This is a genomic window from Olivibacter sp. SDN3 (assembly GCF_014334135.1).
In the GTDB taxonomy this organism is placed as follows: Bacteria; Bacteroidota; Bacteroidia; order Sphingobacteriales; family Sphingobacteriaceae; genus Olivibacter.
On record NZ_CP060497.1, the window covers coordinates 4,537,551 to 4,556,581 of the forward strand.

The following is a 19,031-nucleotide window of genomic DNA, read 5'->3' on the forward strand; positions in this document are numbered from 1 at the left end:
ATCTACTGCAGATAGCTATTTCTTCAAGAGCTCTTGTACAGCAGTTTCTAATTGTGGATCGTTTCCTTTTAGAAAGTCTCCATATGGGAGTGGAGTCCTGATATCTGGTTCAACTTGTAAATTTTCTGTGGGGCGGTTTTCAGCACCAATTGTACCTACCATGGGGATACCAAAAACCAACGTAGGATCGATCTGTGTTTCCCACCACACGGCTGTACCGGTACCCGGTACCGGCATACCTACTAATTTACCAAGACCATTTTGTTTATATATATAAGGAAAAATAAATGCGTCACTGTAGTTCCCTTCGCTCATAACCACTATACTGGGTTTATTCCAGCGCGACATTGGTTCTCCGCCATTTAGGATTTCGCCCTGTGGAGCAAATTTCAGGTATTCTTTCCCACTTAAAAAAGTGTTTAAATCGTCGTGAAGCCACCCACCACCATTGAATCTTGTGTCAACCACCAGCGCTTCTTTATCTCTATTTTCTCCCATAACCTTGTCGTAAACCTCCCGAAAACTTGCGTCATTCATTCCCTCAACGTGTACATAACCTAAGCGTCCGTCGCTTAGTTTATGTACATATTCTTTACGTCCCTTCACCCATCGCTTATACATTAATGCTATTTCCTCATTTAATGTAATAGGTTTTACGGTTTCGTTAAAAACTGTTCCTTGCGAATTCTTTCCTCTGATGTTTATATATTGCCCTTCTTTACGATTTAAGAATTTTGCCCAATCAATACTATCCGCTATGATGTCTCCGTCAATTTCTTCTATAATGCTTCCAGCATCAATTTTTGATGACGCTTTGTCTAATGGGCCTCCCATGATCACTTCAGAAATTTTCAAGCCATGCCCACTAAAGGTTTCGTCGTATAACAAACCCAGTGCAGCGGTGATATCCGGATTATTATATTCAGGGGTGAACCTTCCTCCAGTATGCGAAGCATTCAGTTCCCCCAACAGTTCACTCAACAATTCCTGAAAATCAAAATTGTTATTAATATGTGGAAGAAAACGACGGTATATTTCATAGTATTCTTCCCAATCCAATCCATGTATAGTCGGATCGTAAAATTTCTTTTTTACTTGTAACCACGCATGATCGAAGATATAACTGCGTTCTGAAGCTGCATCCAGCATTATTTCTCCTTTACTGCTTATCGGTGTAATTTTCCCGCCAGAGGCTTCTACTTTTACAATATTTCCACGGTTAGTAACGAATAAATTCTTTTCGTCGTCACTAATAGCTATACCGCTGGGACTTCCTCCCAGTTTAGCTAGAATTTTTGTCTCTTTAGTACGAGGTTCTGTAACCCAGAGATCATATCCTTTCTCAAAAGCCGTTAAATAGTACAGTTTACTCCCGTCTTTTGTTAATACGTAATCACTTATGGACGAGCTATTGATAGTAAACCTAATCTCTCTCTCTTTTAAATTGTCGAGGTTCAAAAGAAGAGGTTCTTCGTCTTTTTTTTCCGTATCTTTCTTTTCTTTTTTCTTATCGTTCTCTTTGTCATCAGAACCTTCTTTTTCCTTTTCTTCTTTTTCTTTCACTAAGTTAAACTCGTCCTTACTTAACTTGAATTTATCATAGGCTTCTTGATCCACAAAAACACCGAATACATCTAACTCCCTACTTCCCTGAAAAGCCAACGATTTCCTACCATACTTGCTACTTAACCAAGTAATAAGCCTACCTTTCATCTGCCAGCGAGCACCGCTTTCACCAAAACCACTAAGTATAGGATGCTGAATATCTCCCGAACCATCTGCTTTTATCAGCGCTGTATTACTCATGCTAAAATAACCACGTTGATCGTCTACCAATAACCATTTGCTATCCGGACTCCACTCAAACCCCCAATCACCATCTGCATACGAATGATTATTTCCCTTGGGTAAAACTGTGATCGTTTTTTTACTTTCTATTTGGTACACTTTCAGTAGATTACGTTCTTCGATATAAGCAATGGATTTGCCATCGGGTGAAAATTTAGGAAGAAAATTATCGGTATTTCCAATAATGAGAGGCTCTTCTTTTAGTACAGTTGCATTAAAAAAATAACGTTCATTTTCATTTACAACAGTCGTTTGATAAATGCCCCACCCCTTGCGCTCACGTTCAGCTGCATAAATTAAAGATTTACCATCTGGCGACCATTGTACCATTCGCTCCTGCCCTGCTGTGTTCGTGACCCTTTTGGTAAAATCTCCTTCAACGCTTGTAACAAATAACTCTCCCCTACTTACATAAGCAATCTGCTTGCCATCGGGGCTTAGCTTGAATTGATTGACTTGCCCATTGATTGGAGTGTTGGCCGTTACGTATTGTCCACCATCTGTATTAACATAAACGGTCAGCTTTTGTGGATCCTCTCCTTCCTTTAAGGTATAAATAGAGCCATCTTGACTGAAAGCCAACATGTTGTTTTTCGAAATACTCAAATGCCGCACCGGATTGTTTGAAAAATTAGTCAACTGCTGATCAGCAATTTTTAATTTAACCCCTTTCTTGTATACATTTAACGTACCGTCTTTTTCACTTAAGTAATACACATATTGACCGTCGTTGCTAAAAACCGGTTCACGGTGTTCGATTTCTTCATTTGTTAGCGGTTCATAAGACTTGTTGTTTAAATCGTATAACCAAATATCTCTTGTAACCGATGAAGTATGGTGCTTACGCCAAGGATCTTCGTATCCTTTTCGATCCTGAAATACAAGCTGACTCCCATCTTTGTTAAAGTGTGCATGTTCAACACCAGCGGCACTTATTAGCATTGGTCTGCCTCCAGTTATCTTCACACTGTATAAATTTTGGAAGAGACGGATACTGGGAAATCTAATACTTTCGGCGGGCGCTTGACGAGCACTTCCAAAAACAACCTCATTATTATCAGGTGTAAAATCGTACGGATAGTCGTTAGCGCTATTGAACGTTAGTCGGACAGCTTTACCTCCAGTAGCTGGCATTACAAACACATCAAAATTACCGTATCTATTATTAGCGAACGCAATGAATTTCCCATCAGGGCTCCACACAGGCATCATGCTATATGAATTGCCAATAGTAAGTGCTACCGCGTTTCCGCCTTTTGAATCGACGCGATACAAATTACCTTGATAACCAAAAACAATGGAGGTCCCATCTGGGGAGATAGCCGGGTATCTTAACCACAACGCCTCTGTTTGGGCTAGGCTATAAGAAGTTGCTGTAATTAATAAAAATACTGAAAGGAATACTTTTAGATTAGTTAATGTTTTTTTCATGTGATACTAAGTTATGATTATTAGTTATCACAAACATAGGTAAAAATGTAAAAAGCAAACGAGCCCTAATAATGCAACATTGTAACATTTTAGAAGTTTTACAGTTCTCCCATAAATAATCTCGTTTTATATGAAAGTCCGATAATATTATTCGTGCTGTATTTATCAAACAATACCTTCAGCGCATCTACCATATTTGGCAGTTGTTGGTGTCCATAATTTGGCATATAAGAATATGATAAAGTTCTGCCTAATAGTTGCTCAAAGGTTAAATAAGTATCATAAATAAACGTTCTTTCTTCAAATACGCCTTGGTAGAAAAAAAAATGAAGGTTGTTTCCACGCTGTTCTCTCTTTTTAACTTCTTCATAGTCTATCGAAAACTCCAATATAAATTCCTCATAAGCCCGCTCAAAAGCTGTTTCGGCACTCCTAATATTCCAAATAATTGCTGCTTTCTTACGATATTTTAGTATACGTTTAAATTCAATTTTGCATTTTTCGGCATCAAACCAATGAAAAGACTGTGCACATATGATTAAGTCAACGGAGTTATCTGCTAAACCGGTATTTTCGGCCGTTGATCCCAGAACCGAGCAATGTTCGGCATGACCTAATGAATTGATAGCCTTTTCACGCATCTCATCATTTGGTTCTATTGCTATTAGTTTCCCAGGCCATTTAATCAATTCTTGTGATAATATTCCCGTACCTGCTCCCATTTCAACAACAATGTGATGAGCTTCTAATTTATTATGTTCATAAATATATTGCAGCAGCTGCTGGGGATATCCTGGTCGGAACCTATCATAGTTGTCAGCGCGATCATTAAATCTATTAATATTGTCGGAAAATGTATTCATCTAAATTGCTTACTTTATCAACCTATATATTTATATATTAATATAAGTCATAGAAGGAAGATAAGTTTTATGGGTGAAACGTATGTCATCTAAAATAAGTTTTTATTCTATAAAAATCAATTCTCGATTGTTGGCTACAAAAAAGCCCCCATATTTAGTATGAGGGCCTGCTAATATTATTATACAGAATCTATTAATACACTTTGACCATATAAATATAATCCTGCACTTTTTTTATTTGTTCTGTTCTCGATAAGTTCGATAAAGAATTTTTCTTATTAATCTGAATCTTCTTCTCCAAACTATCTTCAGGAATACTTTCAATAGCTTTCAAGACATAATCAGCTTTGATTGCAAACGCGGCGCCATCTGTTTCTGTTTGCTTACTGTTTATTACACCAATTATATTACCTCTATTATCCAAAACCGGACCACCACTATTTCCTGGATTAACCGGAATTGACACCTGATAAGCTACTGTATCTCCGCTATATCCCGTATTGCTACTCAAATATCCCCTTCCATAGACGGCTTCTTCTCTGGGAAATCCAATCGTATATACATCTTCTCCTATATCCGTTGTGTGTTGCTTAAATGTATAAGGTAGATGGCCTAAATCTTTGAACTCTTCATCAATAATTTGCAAAACAGCAATATCATAAGCGGGATCTGTAAAAACGACTTTTACTTTATAGGAATCACCGGTATTATTCTGAATATAAACGGAATCAGCACCTTTGATTACGTGATAAGTAGTCATTATATAACCATTTGAAGATAGGGCGAAACCTGTTGCGCCATAATGGCTTGGCGTTGCTATACCTCCCTGATTTCTATTAATATCTTTAATCAACGCGTTCTGGGCTTTCACATTTTGACGGATATTATTCATATCGCGTCGTAAAGCGATATATTGAGAAGCATCGTCTTTAGCATAAAAACCTGTAAGCCATAAAGTAGAGAATACTGCTAAAATCGCGACCGACGCGGCAACAAGGGAATTGATTTTATATTTATCCCATAAGCGAACAACCAACGTCTTCCTAGGCAGAGCATTTTCTATGATTGACTCTATATCTAAATTTGCATGAATATCATCTAGTTTATGCTGTAGATTAATTCGTCCACCATAAGTGTGTAATCCTTCCATAAACGCACGATGTTCGTTGAACTGATCACGGCGAGCCTGGTCTTTAGAAAGTAGATCCTCAAACCGCAAATTGTCCGAATCATTTAGATCACCTCTTAAATAGGCCTCCACTTGATTTAAAAATTCCTGATCACTTTTCATCTCTTTATTCCATTAACTAAAGAATAATTTTTTTAACCGTTGTAAACACTTATACTTTTGATTTTTTGCATTATCTGTATTTGTATAACCGAATTTCTCACAGATTTCCTGCATGCTCAAATTGTGAATATAAAAATCTTCAATAATTGTTTTACATGGTTCGCCTAGACGAACCAGGGCATTTTCCATCAACGTAAATTGCTGATCTTTTTCATGATGTTTTTCTAAATCATCGTCTACTACCATTCGCTCTTCGTAATCCTTGATATTTGTAAAAACACCTTTTCTTGTAAGTTTTTTTAACCACAAATTCCTGCTCACGGAGTAAACATATGTTTTGAGCTTACTATTTAACTTAAAGTCCCCACAAGTCACTTTATCATACAATATAATGACTGCCTCCTGAAATACATCCTTCGCATCATCAATATCTCCACCGTTATTCAATATCATTCGCGTCACCACAGGGAAATTGATTTCATACAGTTTTTCAAGACTTCCTTTTTTCCCCTTAAGTATTCCGGTTATTATATCGTTATCCTCAGATAGTGTATGTCTCTCTTCTTTACTCACTAGTTAATACATCAATATGCAAATAGTAACCCATTAAAGTACATTTTTTTATTTTCCCCACAAGCAACTAATAGCAGAAAATTGAGAAGTATTTTATCTCCTAATTAAACAAATTCTCAATATATAATAGCCATAGCCTTTACTAAACTAATTGAATGCGCTTTTATACTCCATGCACTTCGGCAAAAGTACGGAAATAAAATGGCCTCTGACATATTGCAAATATCTAATCTAAACCTTGGAAATACCAAAAATATACTCATATTTGCAACCGCAAAAGTGATAAAGAACAAAAAATATCTTTTTTTATTTTTTGGGTTACCTTTTTACAAATGCGGTATAAAGTAATAAATAAACAATTTTTTATTTAAATCAGAAAAGAAAATTAACAATGAAAAATTTATTCAAATTCGGTTTTTTAGGCCTAGCTTTAGCTTTAACAGTAGCAGCATGTGATTCTAACACAGGAGAAAACACAGAAGAAGCTGCTGATACAACTACTATTATAACTCCTAGCGAACCAGATACTACAGTAATCGAGACTGATACTACTATTACTACCGATACTATAGGGTAGTTTTTCTCACTATTACATTTCGAAAGAATATAAAGGCCGTACATAATTTGTGTGGCCTTTTTGTTTTACATTACTGCTGTAGGTTAAGGCTATTTTTATAACTTTGCGCTTTATTATTTATAGTTCTCATAAAGATGGCATTAACTTCTCTAACAGCGATATCTCCAATAGACGGACGTTACCACAACGCAACAAAAGCGTTGTCTTCGTATTTCTCCGAAGCAGCATTGATCAAGTACAGGGTGTTTGTTGAAATTGAATATTTTCTAGCACTGGTTGATAGTAAAATCCCTCAACTTAATGCTTTTGACAACAGCAATAGGGAAAAACTGCGAGATGTATATAGACATTTCTCAGACGAAGATGCTGCTCAAGTTAAGGAGTTTGAAAAAACGACTAATCATGATGTCAAGGCTGTAGAATATTTTGTTAAAGAGAAATTTGATTTGCTCGGTTTAGATGATTTAAAAGAATTTATCCATTTTGGGCTTACTTCTCAAGATATCAATAACACAGCTATCCCGTACTCTTGGAGAGAAGCGCTTACGAAAGTATATTTTCCAAATATCGAGGAAGTCGTAAGCGTTTTGCGTAACTTAGTTATTTCCTGGCGACAGATACCAATGTTGGCAAAAACACATGGGCAACCCGCATCTCCAACACGTTTAGGAAAAGAAATTGAAGTTTTTGTAGAGCGGTTGGAAGTTCAGCTAGTACAATTGGAAAACATTCCATTTTCAGCCAAGTTTGGAGGTGCCACAGGTAATTTTAATGCGCACCATGTAGCCTATCCTGATTACGACTGGGTGGCTTTTGGAAACAATTTCGTAAACAACCAATTGGGGTTACATCGATCGCAAAGAACTACACAGATTGAACACTATGACAATTTTGCGTCGCAGTGCGATTGCTTAAAACGGATCAACAATGTTTTGATTGACTTATGTCGAGATATTTGGACCTATATCTCAATGGATTATTTCAAGCAACAGATAATAGCTGGACAAATAGGCTCCTCCGCTATGCCGCATAAAGTGAATCCAATTGACTTTGAAAATGCCGAAGGCAACTTAGGTTTAGCAAATGCTATCTTCGAACATTTGGCGGCTAAGCTTCCCATTTCAAGGTTACAACGGGATTTAACTGATTCTACAGTGTTACGTAATATCGGTGTTCCTTTTGCACATACCTTAATCGCCTGCAAGTCTATCTTACGCGGTCTAAATAAACTTATATTAAATGAAGAGGTGATCAAAACCGATCTGGAGAAAAATTGGGCCGTTGTTGCAGAAGCGATACAAACTATTTTAAGACGGGAAGGTTACCCTAAACCTTATGAAGCGCTGAAAGATCTTACCAGAACCAATGACGCTATCAACGAACAATCAATTGCACATTTTATTGAAAATCTTGATATCACCGACGAGATAAAACTGGAATTAAAACAAATAACACCTTGGACATATACCGGTATATCTTAACAGGCACGACGATACAACTTTGACGAACAACTGACGGCGAAGCTGTTATATTTTAGTAGTTTTGTTATATTAAATTAAAATTAAAAAATGGCTACAATTAACGTCTATACAGAGAGTACTCCCAACCCGGCGACTATGAAGTTTCTGGTGAATAAATTATTATACAACGGAAGCTTGGATTTCCCTGATAAAGAAAAGGCTCAAAGCTCTCCCTTTGCAAGAGAACTTTTTAAGTTCAATTTTGTCAATGGAGTTTTTTTTGCCAGTAATTTCGTAACCATAACGAAGTCTGAAGACAGCGATTGGGATGATATTTTACCTATATTAAAGGATTTTGTAAAAGGTGCGGTTGAAGCAGAATTGCTTATTCAAGAAGTCGCCACAGATCAAAATATCGATTTTGAGGGTTCAGAAACAGAAATTAAAATACAACAGGTACTACACGACTATGTTAGGCCTGCTGTAGAGCAAGATGGAGGTGCTATCGCATATAAATCTTTTGATGAAGGAGTTGTAACTGTAGAATTAAGAGGCTCATGTAGTGGTTGCCCATCATCAACAATCACACTTAAGGCTGGTATAGAAGGTTTATTGAAAAGAATGGTACCCGAGGTACAAGAAGTTGTAGCAGAAGCGATGTAAATAGACAAAAGTATATTTTAAATAAGAAAAGGAAACAAATGACGATTTGTTTCCTTTTCTTATTTAAAATACATGCTAAACATATTTGGGAGCTACCGTATCAGGATTCCTTTCTGCATATGATTTTGCGTAAGAAATACCAATTATCGCAGAAATAATCATTAGTAACGATATAAATTCTGCTTGTGTAAAACGTATCCCCAAAACATGATACTTTGAATTTACACGTATCAATTCGATTAAAAAACGTTCGATACCATTTAAAAGAAGATAAATACAAAAAAGTATACCTGCCGTACGTATACGCTTTCGCAATAGCCAAAGCACTGCAAACAAAAACATACACATTAAAAATTCGTAAAAAGATGTAGGATATACTGGTAATGGTAGCTCGTGACAGAACTTTCCGGTACAATCCGCTATCGGTACACCCGCATTAATTACGTTATGCGGAAATTTAAATGCCCAGACCCAATCGGGGGCCCAACCCAGCCATGTAGGCTTTAGATAAGTATTGTTAATACCCCAATCTCCATCTCCCGATAATTGGCAGCCCAGTCTTCCGATTGCATATCCTAACATAATACCTGGTGCGCCTATATCTAACATGTGCAATGGCTTTATACCTTGTTTACCGGTATAATAAATAACTGCTATTCCACCGAAGATAACCCCGCCATAGAAAGTCAACCCACTAAATGAAAGTAAACCGGTTATCGGATCGTTTACAAACTCATCCCAATATTCTAGATTATGGAATAATTTTGCCCCAATTAATCCCCATATAGCCGCCCATAATAATACCTTACCCATGAGGTCTTTCAGTTTTACGACCTCCTCTATTTCCTTAGGCTTACTTAACTGGTTTCTCTTCTTTTCTGCATATGCCCAATAGCCAAATAATGCCGCCAGTATTAGTCCACCAAAAAAATTACCCGCTAAAGACAATAAAAAACCTTGTGGATCATCCACCATTAACCTGTAGTTTAATACAGCATACAACAATTTGTACCCTATAATAAAACCAACAAGCGCATTGGTGATTATTTCGTAAATATTAGGTCTCTCGCCGATAGTAACCCTACGGTATATAGGTTTAATAAGCCCTTCCTTTTCTTTTCGCTCAAGCTCTTTACTGAATACCCAATAAGCTGCAAAAAAGGCGAAAGCGACGAATAAGCCAAAAGTTTGAACGGGTAGTGGCACGTAGATGCCAGTTAAATACTCTATAATGTGCGAGAGTGTAGGAAACATGGGATAAAGATAGAATTTTTAAAAATTGTTATACAAACTAAGTAAAGTATTTAAAGTTAAAAAACCTTCATATAACATTTTTGTTAACCATTAAAGCATGTTGTTATGAAAGGACTTGGTATTATATTAATTGTAGTAGGTGCCATAATGTTAATATGGACAGGATTCAGCTATACAAAGAAAGAAAAAGTTGTAGATGTAGGCCCGGTTGAGATTAATGCAGACAAAGAAAAGCAAATTAATTGGCCTCCATATATAGGTGCTATATTGATTGGAGGAGGTATAATTGCCTTAATCAGCAGCTCCAGAAAAGCGTCTTAATAAAAAAGGAGCACTTGAAGTAAAAGTGCTCCTTTTTTTATTAGCTTCAGAAGCTATAGATCACGTCCTATCGATCTTTCATCGCAACATAATTACGTTTTGTTTCGCCAGTATAAATTTGTCGAGGCCGTCCAATGGGCTCCTTATTAGTACGCATTTCCTTCCATTGTGCTATCCAACCAGGTAAACGTCCTAATGCAAATAATACGGTGAACATATCGGTAGGAAAGCCTAGGGCTCTATAAATAATGCCTGAATAAAAATCAACGTTCGGATAAAGTTTACGATCCACAAAGTAGCTATCGTTTAAAGCTGTTTCTTCCAACTTCTTGGCTATATCTAATACCGGATCCTCTACCCCCAGATTTTCTAATATATCATCACATGCCTTTTTGATGATCTTAGCTCGTGGATCAAAATTCTTATAAACACGATGTCCGAAACCCATCAAACGGAATGGATCATTTTTATCTTTTGCTTTTGCTAACCATTTTTCGGAGTCTCCACCGTCTTCCTTGATCCGTTCTAGCATCTCTATAACCGCTTGGTTTGCGCCTCCATGAAGAGGGCCCCACAACGCCGAAATCCCTGCAGATATAGATGTAAATAGATTCGCATTTGAAGAACCTACTATCCGAACCGTTGAAGTAGAACAATTCTGTTCGTGATCAGCATGAAGAATCAATAACTTATTCATCGCCGAGACCACGATTGGGTCAATAGCTACGTCTTCGGTTAACTGACCAAAAGTCATGTTAAGATAATTACTTACGTAATCTAAACTGTTCTTGGGATATATCACAGGATGCCCTAATGACTTCTTGTATATCCACGACACGATAGTCGGAAATTTAGCCAATAACTTGATAATAGTTAGGTTATCTTCTTCTTCAGAAGCATCTGGATTTAAAGATTCCGGGTAAAATGCTGAAAGTGCTCCAACCAAAGCTGATAATTGCCCCATCGGATGAGATTTGGTAGGGAAACCCTCAAAAAATTTCTTCATATCCTCATGGATCAGTGTATGACGGCCAACCTTATTCTGAAAATCAGCATATTCACTTTCCTTAGGCAATTCACCATATATCAACAGATAAGCTACCTCAAGAAAACTAGATTTTTCGGCTAATTCTTCAATTGGATATCCCCTATAACGAAGAATTCCCTCTTCCCCGTCTAAATAAGTAATCGCACTTGTAGTAGCCCCCGTATTTTTAAAGCCTGGATCTAATGTGATATAACCTGTTTCAGCTCTAATTTTTGAAATGTCTATCGCTTTTTCGTTTTCGGTACCTACAATAACCGGTAACTCCACATTCTTATCTCCAATATTCAAAGAAATTTTTTCTGACATAGTAATTCAATGGTTTGTAACAAAACTAAAAAAAAAAGCCTTAAAACATAGTGTAAGGCTTTAAATATTTCAATTAATTTACGATATATTAACCTCAGCTATTTATGCGTTTCCGGTATGCACTAATTAATCTCTTCTGTTACAGTACCACAAGTTAACATCTCATCGCCAAAATATGGATTTTCAACTTCTGGTGAGACCGATAACCAATTAGCCCCCTCGTTATTATTATACATAGGACAATGAATAACGTAAATGGTACCCGCATTTAATGAGGTGTTTTTATACATCGCGATAACATCTTCACTAATAGTAGAAAATGCTGTTCGCTGAATCCCGAGATCTTTCGTATTGGCTAGTTCCTGCGCCAACATCGCTGTATTCTCACATCCATGTATGGTGTTTAAACTCTCCGCCAGTGTGTTGGCCGCGTGGCTCGCTTCGTTGGGGTCTGAATCGACTAATGCATCTTTTAAGCTGATGTACGCTGCAAATACAGTAGATAATGTATCGTTCTCGATGATTACCCCTTCAGCACTGACAGCAGCTGTATCTGCTTTGTCATCTGTAGAACCACCGCTGTTACAGCTACAGATAAAAAGAGATAATAATACTAATAGATTCCACTTTTTCATGACATAAGGTATTTAAGGCTATCGCAGTTAGTGTAAATTAAAACACGTCTATAAAGAGATTGTTTTCTACCAATATAAATTGTTCAATACAACAGAATGAGCAGAATAACCTTAAAGTTAAATAAAGAATGATTTGCTTATTTACGAATAATTCGTAAATTTACGATATAAACATAAATATATGTAAAGTTAACGATTCAAGGAGAAGAGGCCATGTAGGCAATTTGGAAGAATAACGGTGGGTTTATCAGAGAATTACTGCCATATATACCGACGCCTAAACTTCCATATATACTACTGTAAAAAAATCGCGAAGGTAAAGGATTTTTATCAAAGCGGTTAAATATGCTAATGCTTATGGACATGAGCCTTGATGAACGGAGAAGAATAGAAAAAAGTTTATGAATGGCTTTGTGAATCATTATTTCAAAAATTCTTATAAAAAACTTGCGTTTTTTTTTTGCAAAAGAAGAAATAACGGTACCGACGAATTGAAAGAAATAATCAACATGATTCACGCTGAAAAAAATGAATGATTATGGCTGATCTGTTTATTTACTTACTTAAGGTTAACCTTGGCATTTTGTTGTTCTATCTTGGATATCACTGGCTGCTCAGCAGGTTAACGTTTTACAACCTCAACCGACTTTACCTGCTATTCGGACTACTCTTTTCCACTATATATCCGTTGATTGACATCACAAACATCCTTTATAAACGACAAACCCTATCACCGTCAGTGATATCTTGGACTCCAAACTGGCAAGAGTTACAACAAACTACTACGCCCCATTTTTCACTAGTAGATATTTTAACTATTTTGTCATCTTTCATTACATGTATTCTTTTTATACGTTTCTTATTACGTCTAGTTGCATTGCGAAGAATACATAAAGAATCGACGCCTGCTATTTATTCGCTTTACCAATATCGTAAAGTAAAACTGGATATAAGCCCTTTTTCCTTTTGGAGAAACATTTACCTGAACCCCAATCGTCATAACAGATGTGAGCTGAAAGATATCTTTAAACATGAATATGTCCATGTTAAGAGCCTGCATACATTAGATGTGTTAGTGGTAGAAATTGTGTCTCTTGCGTGTTGGTTTAATCCTTTTATCTGGCTTTATAGAAATGCAATAAAAGAGAATTTAGAGTTTATTACAGACAGGCGGGTACTTATCGGTGGTGTAGACAAAAAAACTTATCAATACAGTTTGGTAAACATGCTTACGCAGAATAACCAACCTATTATCGGGAACAATTACAACCTACACGCTTTAAAACGGAGAATTATGATGATGAACAAACGCAGCTCGTCATATTTTAATTTAGGTAAATATGTATTTATGATCCCCGGTATTATTGTTTTCATATTAATATTTACAATTACAAAAGCTTATCAAGACAACCGACTGGACGGAGATCATGTTGTCCCACCAACGCCAACTCTTCTCAAAAATACTATTGAAGATAAGGCAGATACCCTACCATCACCAAAAACCGGTGAAAAAGAACCAGCGTTGGTCGTTCTAGAAGGGAAAAGTAATACTAAAACCTCTAAAGTAAGTGCAGGTTCCGCAAACTCAGATGAAGAGCCATTGTACGTACTTAATGGAGAAATAGTGCGTAACGGTCTGGATAAGATAAAACCTGAAGATATTGAGCGCATAGATGTGTTGAAAGATGCAAGAGCCACCGCCCTATATGGTGAGAGAGGGAAAAGCGGTGTGGTACTTATTACAACCAAGGTTGAAAAAAATATTCCCGTTAACGCATCCAGAAACTTGAAACAGAACAAAAAACCTACTAATCTCCGTGACCCCATGTATCTATTAGATGGTAAAGAAATAAATACTATCGCGTTTAATCGTCTTGATCCAAATGAAATAGCAGCAATGGAGGTTTTGAAAGGGGTGGAACGATCATCAACGATTAATGGATCAGTAGGTCGGAATGTAGTTAAAATCACCTCGAAGAAAGCAGCAAAAACGGATACGCTGCCAAAGGTAAGCACGGTAAAAATCAACAATGAAAAAACATTTATTTATGACTATAGGCTCGCAGGTGATTTCGGATTACCCGTGAAAACATTGCTGAAAAATAAACCTGAAGAAGCTTCTTCAACAGGAAAGGTTATAGCTGTAATCAGTGGAATAACCATCAAAAACAATAGTTACGAACAAGGAACGCTACCTGACGATATTACCATTATTATTGATGACGAGGAAGCAACTAGAGACGACTTAAACAAATTATCACCAAACGAAATACAAAGCTTCGAGGTGCTCAAAGATGAATTGAATAAAGGGATAATCAAAATCCAAACTAAAGAACATCTGAAACTTAAAAAAAAGCCAAAGGCACGAAAATAAGAACGGCACAAAATTTAGCAAGTACAATTTCATTTTTTTATGTTTGCTATTCAACAATTTAATAACAACAAACGATAATTTATTTCCCTTAGTAAACTAGTAAACGTGTATATAACGCTCCGTCAATAAGCGCTTCTTAAAATATTCAATTAAATAGAATCAGCGAACAGGGAGCCATCATCGGACTACCGAACGCCGGAAAAAAATTTGCCCTATCGGTTACCATTATGGTAAAGTTAGCGATTAAGCAATGGATTGTTAAATTATCGGATGGAGAGATCATATTAAAAAACACATGAAAAATCACCATATACCGGCTGGAAAAATAACTACTACCATTAGCAATCAGGTAGCAACCGTTATTTTTGAACATCCTTCCCATAATGCGCTTCCCTCCGATCTACTCAAGCAATTAGCAGCAGAGATAAGGAACTTAGGAAAAAACAAGGCAATAAATGTGATATTATTGACAAGTGCAGGGATAAAAACCTTTTGTGCGGGAGCCAATTTTGATGAACTTTTAACGATCAGAGATAGGGATTCGGGAAAGACTTTTTTCGCCGGATTTGCACATGTTATTAACGAAATACGCCTGTCCAGTAAACTCGTTATCGGTAGAGTACAGGGAAAGGCAATCGGTGGAGCAGTTGGATTGGCAGCCGCTTGCGATTATTGTTTCGCCCATGTAAATGCCCATATTAAATTAAGTGAACTAACCATTGGTATAGGTCCATTTGTAATAGCACCAGTGATCCAAAGGAAAATGGGACTAAATGCGCTTACACGATTATCGTTTAATCCAGAAATTTTTAGGAGTGCAGATTGGGCGATGAAATATGGATTATTTCAATCAGTTTATGAAGATATCGAACAATTGGACGAAGCCGTCCAGGAATTTTGTCAAAAGCTATCCAAATATCCACCAACTGCATTATCTGAACTGAAAAAGACACTTTGGCAGGGCACAGATCATTGGGATACTATGCTACTATCCCAAGCAGAAATCAGCGGAAGCTTAGTTGTTGAACAGCAGACAAAAACCCTATTGGAAAATTTTAAAAACAAAAAAAAATAACCATTTTTTACTACTTGATTTTAATTTTTTTTATATACATAAACTCCTTTTGTAATTATAATATCTTTTTTTCGTCACAAATTAATGGCATAATCCTGTGGTAGCAAATATTTACTACTTTTGATGCCGAATGAACGTTCAATTGGAAGCAACAGAAAAAAAGGAAAACATTTTAAACAGTATGTTGGAACTAATAGCGTCCCACGGTTTACAAGGTGTTTCTATGAGTTCGTTAGCAAAGAAAGCCAATGTGGCCGCGGGAACTATATACCATTATTTCGAGTCTAAGGATGCCATGATATTGGAGCTTTTTCAGTATGTGAGGACTTCAATAAATAACGAAATATTTAAAATAAAGGATCGAATAACGGATAACTATAAGGATAGGTTTCAGGGTATTTGGATGAATTTATGTCAATACTATATCGCTCATCCTGAGGTACTGAGTTTCATGGAACAGTTTTACAGTTCTCCTTTTCAGAAAAAAATTAAAGATCGCGATCTACAATTTAGAGAGAACAGTTTAACAGTTTTCTTTAAGTTAGGAGTAGATCAAAAACATATTAAATCAAATGATTTACATATTATTTCTTCAATATTTATAGGGAGTATTACCATTGCTGCCAAGAAACACATAAATGGTTATTATCCCGTTACCGATAAAGAACTGAGAATAATGGCCGCTATTATATGGGATGGCTTAAAATGCACACATTAAAAATATTACAAGTTATTACATAATTTATATATGAAGTATACCGCGATTAGTTTACTATTCTTTTTGTTAATCGGTCCTGTAGTAAATGCGCAGGATTCCATTCCGATGGTGGGGGGCGGTATCGCCCGCCAAGCATCTCTACAAGAGTGTATTGATTATGCGCTAGAACACCAGGCAACGGTACAACAAGCGCTTATTGATGAAGAAATTGGTAAAAAAGATATAGCTTCAGCCCTATCCGGCTGGTATCCTCAGTTGCGCGCTGACGCATCCTATAATTATAATATCAGGATACCAACGAATGTGATAGGAGGCCAAGTTATCCAATTTGGACAGAAAAACGTAGCCGCTTTAGTCTTTCAGGCAGATCAAACGATTTTGGATCCCGCCTTGTTACAGGCATCAAAAGCTGCAAAATATATTAAGCTCCAAAATGCGCAGAATACGGAAAGTAATCGAATAAATATAACAGTTGCCGTAAGTAAAGCCTTTTACGACATCCTGACCAGTGAGGAGCAAATTAAAATTATTGATGAGAATATTGCAAGGATTAAACGACAACTATCAGACGCAAAAGCACAATATGAGGCTGGGTTAGTTGATAAAACAGACTTCAAACGAGCACAGATTACCTTGGGCACTACAGAAGCCGATCGGAAAAGAACTGAAGAAACATTAAAATATAAATATGCTTTTTTAAAGGAGTTGATTGGTACAGACGTGAACAGCGATTTGCAATTATCATATGATGATGATACGATGGAACGGGAAATGCTCATGGATACCACACAAACTTTGGATTACAACCGTCGTATAGAATATCAACAGCTACAAACCCAGAGCAAACTCCAACAGCTAAACACTAGCTACAATAGGTGGACTTTTTTACCTAATATATCGGCATTTTATAATTATGCTTGGGATTATCGGGAAGACCATTTTTCGCGACTTTTTAACGTAGACTATCCTCGATCCGTATTGGGAGTAACGTTATCGCTGCCGATTTTTCAAGGAACAAGAAGAATTCAAGAGATTAGAAAATCCAAATTGCAGGAAGAACGAATTGATTGGGAAATAACCAATGTAAAAAATCAAATCAATACGCAATTTCAAGAGGCGTTGGCATCATATAAGGCAAGTTTGAATGACTGGAAGACGGCCAAAGAGAACGTTGAACTATCAAAGGATGTCTATAACACGATCAAATTGCAGTATGATGCTGGAATTAAGACTTATCTAGATCTTATGACCGCTGAAACAGATCTACGCACCACGCAGATAAACTATATTAATACCTTGTATGCGGTATTATCAAGTAAGCTAGACATTCAACAAGCACAAGGAGATATCCAATTTAAATCAACAAATTATTAACGATACAGAGTAATAATCCCATCATATGAACAATAATTATCTATCGGCCATTTTATTTATTGGTTCAATCGCAGTTTCTTCCTGTGGAGGAAATGACCAGCAAGGTTCACAACAAGGAGGAAATGCGCAAGTTACTGCCTATACGGTGACCAGAGAGGATGTAAACCTTAGCGATAGCTATCCTGGAAGCGTGGTCGCATTGAACCAGACCGAATTACGTGCGGAGGTGAATGGATATGTCACAGCAATATTGGCCGCAGATGGCAGCCAAGTCAGTAAAGGTCAGAAGTTATATGAGATTGATCGCATTCGTTATGAATCTGCGCAGCAACAGGCAAAAGCAAACCTCGAAATTGCCGAGTCTAACTTATTGAAAGTTGAAACGGATGTAAAAAGATATCAACAACTTTCAGATCAAGATGCTATTGCTAAACAAACACTAGACTATGCAATGACTGACCTCAGCAATGCTAAAGCTCAGGTTGCATCGGCAAAAGCATCATATATCTCAGCAACAACTGATCTCGATCGCTCAATTATCCGTGCGCCATTCAGTGGTACTATTGGTATATCAGAAGTAAGAGTGGGTGCTTTGGTAAGCGCTGGCACTACTTTACTGAATACGGTATCTTCAACTGATCCGATTGCAGTTGATATTCCGGTTAATGAAAGAGATATTCCAAGATTTATCGAACTACAAAAACAAGCGCCGGATTCTACTTTCAGGTTGACGTTACCTAATCAAGAGATTTATGACAAGCCAGGCAAACTAGCATTTATAGATAGGGCAATAAATCCTCAAACCGGTACACTTACTGCCAGGGTTGTATTCGGCAACCCCACTGGAATATTACGCGTAGGTATGAATACCAACGTATCGGTAGCTACGCACGATATCGGCCAGCAGCTAGTAATACCTACCAGGGCAATAACTTCCCAGTTAGGTGCTGTTTCCGTATTTACCATAAATAGTGATGGAAAAGTTAGCCAAACCAATGTAATCTTGGGGGGCATTGTAAAAGATAAGGTGATCGTACGTGATGGGCTTAATGAAGGGGACGTAATTGTTCTTGACGGTGTGCAAAACATTAGAGATGGTGTTGAGGTAGAGATAATTGACCCCAACAACTTACCGGCAGAAGGAGCGCAGCAGGAACAGGAATAAGGCATGCAAAACGTTAATTAGGGACGATTATACTTATATATTTAGAAAATAGACT

16 protein-coding genes are annotated in these 19,031 nt (G+C 37.0%); 9 read left to right on the top strand and 7 right to left on the bottom strand.

Translation table 11 applies throughout. From position 1 onward, the window contains the following. Positions 1-15 precede the first annotated feature (15 nt). The 4 genes from H8S90_RS19135 to H8S90_RS19150 all read right to left on the bottom strand — a co-directional run bounded on the left by H8S90_RS19135 (position 16) and on the right by H8S90_RS19150 (position 6,006). Complete coding sequence (locus tag H8S90_RS19135) at positions 16-3,279, bottom strand: S41 family peptidase (RefSeq protein WP_187339417.1); 3,264 nt, start codon at positions 3,277-3,279, stop codon at positions 16-18. A gap of 98 nt (positions 3,280-3,377) precedes the next feature. After that, on the bottom strand, positions 3,378-4,142 hold the full coding sequence (locus H8S90_RS19140) for a class I SAM-dependent methyltransferase (RefSeq protein ID WP_187339418.1): 765 nt from the start codon (positions 4,140-4,142) through the stop codon (positions 3,378-3,380). Positions 4,143-4,335: 193 nt separating this feature from the next. Next, entirely contained in the window at positions 4,336-5,433 is a 1,098-nt protein-coding gene (locus H8S90_RS19145) for a S1C family serine protease (RefSeq protein ID WP_187339419.1), read from the bottom strand. Positions 5,434-5,445: 12 nt separating this feature from the next. Further along, positions 5,446-6,006: an RNA polymerase sigma factor gene (locus tag H8S90_RS19150; RefSeq protein ID WP_187339420.1), complete on the bottom strand. Its 561-nt coding sequence runs from the start codon at positions 6,004-6,006 to the stop codon at positions 5,446-5,448. 391 nt (positions 6,007-6,397) lie between these two features. Here H8S90_RS19150 and H8S90_RS19155 point away from each other — a divergent pair, with 391 nt between their 5' ends. From H8S90_RS19155 to H8S90_RS19165, 3 genes are all read left to right on the top strand, one after another. Beyond that, positions 6,398-6,583, top strand: coding sequence for a hypothetical protein (locus H8S90_RS19155; RefSeq protein WP_187339421.1), 186 nt, complete (start codon positions 6,398-6,400; stop codon positions 6,581-6,583). Positions 6,584-6,717: 134 nt separating this feature from the next. Continuing rightward, entirely contained in the window at positions 6,718-8,064 is a 1,347-nt protein-coding gene (gene purB / locus H8S90_RS19160; protein WP_187339422.1) for an adenylosuccinate lyase, read from the top strand. Between the two features lie 87 nt (positions 8,065-8,151). Beyond that, a complete protein-coding gene (locus H8S90_RS19165) occupies positions 8,152-8,706 on the top strand; it encodes a NifU family protein (protein WP_187339423.1) in 555 nt (184 codons plus the stop codon). Between the two features lie 75 nt (positions 8,707-8,781). Here H8S90_RS19165 and H8S90_RS19170 read toward each other — a convergent pair whose 3' ends face one another. After that, on the bottom strand, positions 8,782-9,960 hold the full coding sequence (locus tag H8S90_RS19170; RefSeq protein WP_187339424.1) for a prolipoprotein diacylglyceryl transferase: 1,179 nt from the start codon (positions 9,958-9,960) through the stop codon (positions 8,782-8,784). Between the two features lie 105 nt (positions 9,961-10,065). On the opposite strand from H8S90_RS19170, the gene H8S90_RS19175 reads away from it, so the two are divergent. Next, positions 10,066-10,281, top strand: coding sequence for a hypothetical protein (locus tag H8S90_RS19175; protein WP_187339425.1), 216 nt, complete (start codon positions 10,066-10,068; stop codon positions 10,279-10,281). A gap of 67 nt (positions 10,282-10,348) precedes the next feature. Here H8S90_RS19175 and H8S90_RS19180 read toward each other — a convergent pair whose 3' ends face one another. Both H8S90_RS19180 and H8S90_RS19185 read right to left on the bottom strand, forming a co-directional pair. Continuing rightward, positions 10,349-11,635: a citrate synthase gene (locus H8S90_RS19180; RefSeq protein WP_187339426.1), complete on the bottom strand. Its 1,287-nt coding sequence runs from the start codon at positions 11,633-11,635 to the stop codon at positions 10,349-10,351. A gap of 122 nt (positions 11,636-11,757) precedes the next feature. Continuing rightward, on the bottom strand, positions 11,758-12,270 hold the full coding sequence (locus H8S90_RS19185) for a DUF3347 domain-containing protein (RefSeq protein ID WP_187339427.1): 513 nt from the start codon (positions 12,268-12,270) through the stop codon (positions 11,758-11,760). Positions 12,271-12,808: 538 nt separating this feature from the next. Here H8S90_RS19185 and H8S90_RS26270 point away from each other — a divergent pair. The 5 genes from H8S90_RS26270 to H8S90_RS19210 all read left to right on the top strand — a co-directional run bounded on the left by H8S90_RS26270 (position 12,809) and on the right by H8S90_RS19210 (position 18,976). After that, the gene (locus H8S90_RS26270; protein WP_187339428.1) at positions 12,809-14,644 is read left to right on the top strand and encodes a TonB-dependent receptor plug domain-containing protein; all 1,836 of its coding nucleotides are present in this window, start codon (positions 12,809-12,811) and stop codon (positions 14,642-14,644) included. Positions 14,645-14,939: 295 nt separating this feature from the next. After that, complete coding sequence (locus H8S90_RS19195) at positions 14,940-15,719, top strand: enoyl-CoA hydratase/isomerase family protein (protein WP_187339429.1); 780 nt, start codon at positions 14,940-14,942, stop codon at positions 15,717-15,719. A gap of 130 nt (positions 15,720-15,849) precedes the next feature. Next, the gene (locus H8S90_RS19200; RefSeq protein ID WP_187339430.1) at positions 15,850-16,437 is read left to right on the top strand and encodes a TetR/AcrR family transcriptional regulator; all 588 of its coding nucleotides are present in this window, start codon (positions 15,850-15,852) and stop codon (positions 16,435-16,437) included. Positions 16,438-16,467: 30 nt separating this feature from the next. Continuing rightward, the gene (locus tag H8S90_RS19205; protein WP_187339431.1) at positions 16,468-17,811 is read left to right on the top strand and encodes a TolC family protein; all 1,344 of its coding nucleotides are present in this window, start codon (positions 16,468-16,470) and stop codon (positions 17,809-17,811) included. Positions 17,812-17,836: 25 nt separating this feature from the next. Then, positions 17,837-18,976 (top strand): efflux RND transporter periplasmic adaptor subunit, encoded by a 1,140-nt coding sequence (locus H8S90_RS19210; RefSeq protein ID WP_187339432.1) that lies wholly within the window; start codon positions 17,837-17,839, stop codon positions 18,974-18,976. Positions 18,977-19,031 lie beyond the last annotated feature (55 nt).